Source organism: Micromonospora sp. NPDC005220, from assembly GCF_040607895.1.
In the GTDB taxonomy this organism is placed as follows: Bacteria; Actinomycetota; Actinomycetes; order Mycobacteriales; family Micromonosporaceae; genus Micromonospora.
On the sequence record NZ_JBEXHP010000049.1, the window covers coordinates 1 to 3772 of the forward strand.

Here is a 3772-nt window from a genome sequence, read left to right on the forward strand (position 1 = left end):
CGCGGGGGGGGGGGGTGGGGTGGGGGGGGGGGGGGGGGTGGGGGGGGCGGCCCCCGCCGCCCCCCCGGGCCGGTTGGGGGGGGCCGCCCCGGCGGCGGGCGGGGGGGGCGGGGGGGGGCGGGCCCGCGGGGGTTACGCCGGGCGCGCCCGGGACGCCGCCCGCGCCGCCGGTCCCGGCGGACACCGCGATGAGGGCCAGACCGACCATCAGCAGCCGCGGCCAGCGCCGGTCGGCGGGGGCCGCCGCCGGTCCATCCTCCGGCGGGGGTACGCGGGCAGGCTCAACTGTCGGCGTCAGGTCGGGTGAGGAGAACCATGGACCGCGCGGCTCACCGAGACCCGTCGGTGTGATCGACATTGTCAACGACCTCCAATCCGGAGTGTGCTCAGGGCAGGCGGGAGAACCACAGCATCGACGTCGCGGCGGCGAGCAGCGCCAGCACGAGTCCGACGCCGATGAACCGGGCCGACACGTCCTGCCGCTCGGTCTCGAACCCCACCGAGGAGCCGATGTCGGCGTACACCGTGCGCAGTTCGTCGCTGGTGCCCGCCTCGTGGTAGCCGCCGCCGGTCTGGGCGGCGACCGCCCGCAGCGTCTCGCCGTCGACCGGGACGGCCTGACCGCCGCCGCCGTTCGCACCGATCCGGCCGTCCGGGGTGCCGAACGAGATCGTGTCGACCGGTACGCCCCGCTCGGTGGCCTCGCCCGCGGCCTGGCCCGGGTCCCGGCCGGCGGTGTTGGCGCCGTCGGAGAGCAGCACGACGCGTGCTGGCGGCGGTTCCTCGGCGGCCCGGGCGTCCAGAGCGCGGATCGACTCCAGGGAGGTGCCGATCGCTTCCCCGATGGCGGTGCCCTGGATCCCCGCCGCCCCCTCGGCCAGACGGTCGATGCCGACGGCCAGCGCCGCCCGGTCGGTGTCCGGGGCCACCAGCACCGACGTGCTCCCCGCGAACGCGACCAATCCCACGTTGAACTCCTTGGGCAACCCGTCGACGAACTCCCGGGCGGCGTCCTTGGCGGCGCTCAGCCGGTCCGGGGACACGTCGGTGGCGAGCATCGACCGGGAGACGTCCACCGCGACGATCACCGTGGCCCGCTCCCGGGGCACCTGCACCTCGTCGCTGGGGCGGGCGAAGCCGACCACCAACAGCGCCAGCATCGCCAGGAACAGGCTGGCCGGCACGTGCCGCCGCCAGGCCGGACGCTGCGGTGCGACCCTGTCCAGCAGCCGGAGATTCGTGAAGCGGACGGCGTAGCGGCTACGGCGGCGCTGCATCAGCACGTAGCCGACGACCAGCGCAGCCACCGCGAGCAGCAACCACAGCCGCTGCGGGGACTCCCAGGTCATGCGGTACCTCCGGTCGGGGGACGGGCGGCGCTGGCGAGCCGCCGCTGCGCGAAGACGTGTCGGACGATGTCGGCGATCCAGTCCCGGTCGGTGGACAGCGGCAGGTGCGCCGCGCCGCTGCGGCGGATCGCCCGGGTCACCGCCAGCCGTTGCGCGGCAGCCGCCGCCGAATACCGGTCGCGCAGCCGACGGCTGCCCGTCGAGACCTCGCGGCGGCGTCCGCTCTCCGGGTCGACGAGCGTGATCAGGCCGACGTCCGGTAGCTCCCCCTCGCGCGGGTCGGACACCTGCACGGCGAGAACCTGGTGGCGGGTGGCCAACCGGCGCAGCGGTTGCTCCCACGTCGGCGGCGGGCCGCCCGTCCCGGCGATACCCGCGTCGGGCAGACCGTCGAGGAAGTCGGAGACCACGACCACCAGGCCAAGCCGCCCCGCAGACCGACGCAACCCGTCGACTCCGTCAGCGAGGGACACCGGCGTTTCCGCCGGCAACCCGCGCGGCACGTCCAGCAGCGTGCGCAACAGTCCGAACAGATGGGTACGCCCCGTGCGGGCGGGAAAGCGCCGCACGCCCTCGTGGGTGAGCAGGTGCGCGCCGAGCCGGTTGCCGGCGCCCGTGGTGAGGAAGCCGACCGCGGCGACCGCCGCCACGGCCAACTCCCGCTTCTCCAGCTCGGCGGTGCCGAAGTCCATGCTCGGGGTGGCGTCGACAAGCGTCCACGTGCTCAGCTCCCGATCGGCCTCGACGGTCCGCACGTGCGGAACGGCGGTGCGGGCGGTCACCGACCAGTCCATCCGCCGTACCTCGTCCTCGCCCGGCCGGTACTCGCGGCTGCCGGCGGGTTCGCTACCGGGACCGGGCAGCAGACCCAGATAACGACCGTGCAGCAGCCCGTCCAGGCGCCGGGTGATGGTCAGCTCCAACCGAAGCAGCCGCCGCTGCGGCGCGAGCTGATGGATCGTCGCCCCCGGCCCGTTCACGCGGCAGCTCCCAGCCCTGGGCCCTGGTTCTCCTGCGACGGCGCGATGTGCGGCAGCGGCACCGCGTCGACCAGCCGGCGGACCAGGGCGGTCGCGTCGACGCCGTCGGCGACCGCGTCGAAGGAGAGCACGAGCCGGTGCGTCAGCACGTCGACAGCGATCTCCTGCACGTCGGCGGGGAGTAGGTAGTCCCGCCCGCGCAGCAGCGCGAGCGCCCGCCCCGCGGCCACCAGCCCGAGCGTGGCCCGAGGGCTCGCCCCGTAGGCCAGCTGACCGGCCACGTCAGGCAACCCAAAACGGGCCGGGTCCCGGGTGGCCAGCACCAGCCGGACCACATACTCGGCCAGCGCGTGATGCACGAACACCTGCCGCGCCTGCGCCTGCAGGGCGGACAGCCGAGCCGGGTCGAGCACCGGGCGGGCGGACGGCCGACCGGTACCCATCCGGTAGAGAATGCCCAGCTCTTCGTCGTCGGTGGGGTAGTCGACCACCACCTTCATGAGGAACCGGTCCCGCTGAGCTTCCGGCAGTTGGTACACGCCCTCGGACTCGATGGGGTTCTGGGTGGCCAACACGAGGAACGGCGCCGGCACGGGATAGCTGTCCCCGCCGATCGAGACGTGCCCCTCGGCCATCGCCTCCAACAACGCCGACTGCACCTTCGCTGGCGCGCGGTTGATCTCGTCGGCGAGGACGAGATTGGCCATCACCGGGCCAAGTTCGACGTCGAAGCTCTCCCGCGACGAACGGTAGATCCGGGTGCCGATGATGTCCGACGGCACCAGGTCCGGCGTGAACTGGATCCGGGAGAAGCTACCGCCCACGGCCCTGGCCAGGGTCTCCACGGCGAGGGTCTTCGCCACTCCCGGCACGCCCTCCAGGAGGCAGTGCCCCTTCGCCAGCAGCGCGGTGAGCAGCCGCTCCACCAGCCGATCCTGGCCGACAATGACCCGCTTCACCTCGAACAGGGTCTGCTCCAGTAGCCGGGCCGCCGTTGCGTGGTCGAGATCCGCGATGGCCTCGGTCCTGTTGGCCACCGTCGGGGTTGCCGTCACAACGCCTCCCGCGGTGCGGTCGGCTCGTGCGGCGTGCCCGGTACGTCAGCTTGGTCGACGCCCGGCCTCGTCGAGGCGGTACCGGTCTGGTCTGGGCACTCGTCCCGGGACCACTGGTGCCTGGTGTCGCCGCTGATGCCCTGCTCCTGCTCGGTCACGATCTGCACGATGGGCTCGGGCTCGTCGTCGCCAGCGGCGTACGCCGCGCCGCCAGCGGCGGCCACGGCGGCTGCCGCTCCGGCGAAGGCCAAGCCGGCCTTGATGCTGATCCGCATGCGGTTCTCCTCTGTCTCATTCGGGGAGGGCGGGTGCCCGGCGCGCCCGGCACCCCCCCCCCCCCCACCCCCCCGCGGACGCCGAACACCACGACAAACAGCCCCACGTACAC

General features: G+C 73.9%; 3 protein-coding genes and 1 pseudogene. All 4 read right to left on the reverse strand.

The window, feature by feature from the left end:
* Positions 1-386: 386 nt before the first annotated feature.
* The 4 genes and pseudogenes from ABZU52_RS19015 to ABZU52_RS19030 all read right to left on the reverse strand — a co-directional run bounded on the left by ABZU52_RS19015 (position 387) and on the right by ABZU52_RS19030 (position 3659).
* On the reverse strand, positions 387-1349 hold the full coding sequence (locus ABZU52_RS19015) for a VWA domain-containing protein (protein ID WP_354972322.1): 963 nt from the start codon (positions 1347-1349) through the stop codon (positions 387-389).
* Positions 1346-2329 carry a DUF58 domain-containing protein gene (locus ABZU52_RS19020; RefSeq protein ID WP_354972323.1) on the reverse strand — a complete coding sequence of 328 codons (984 nt, stop codon included), beginning with the start codon at positions 2327-2329 and terminating at the stop codon, positions 1346-1348. Before ABZU52_RS19020 ends, ABZU52_RS19015 begins: the two co-directional genes overlap by 4 nt.
* Positions 2326-3309: pseudogene (locus tag ABZU52_RS19025) on the reverse strand (MoxR family ATPase); the annotation flags it as partial. The pseudogene ABZU52_RS19025 and the gene ABZU52_RS19020, both read right to left, overlap by 4 nt.
* A gap of 71 nt (positions 3310-3380) precedes the next feature.
* Positions 3381-3659: a hypothetical protein gene (locus ABZU52_RS19030; protein WP_354972324.1), complete on the reverse strand. Its 279-nt coding sequence runs from the start codon at positions 3657-3659 to the stop codon at positions 3381-3383.
* Positions 3660-3772 lie beyond the last annotated feature (113 nt).

Excerpts from the sequence above, each read along its gene's own strand:
- ABZU52_RS19015 (WP_354972322.1), bottom strand. The coding sequence starts at position 1,349 with ATGACCTGGGAGTCCCCGCAGCGGCTGTGGTTGCTGCTCGCGGTGGCT.
- ABZU52_RS19030 (WP_354972324.1), bottom strand. The coding sequence starts at position 3,659 with ATGCGGATCAGCATCAAGGCCGGCTTGGCCTTCGCCGGAGCGGCAGCC.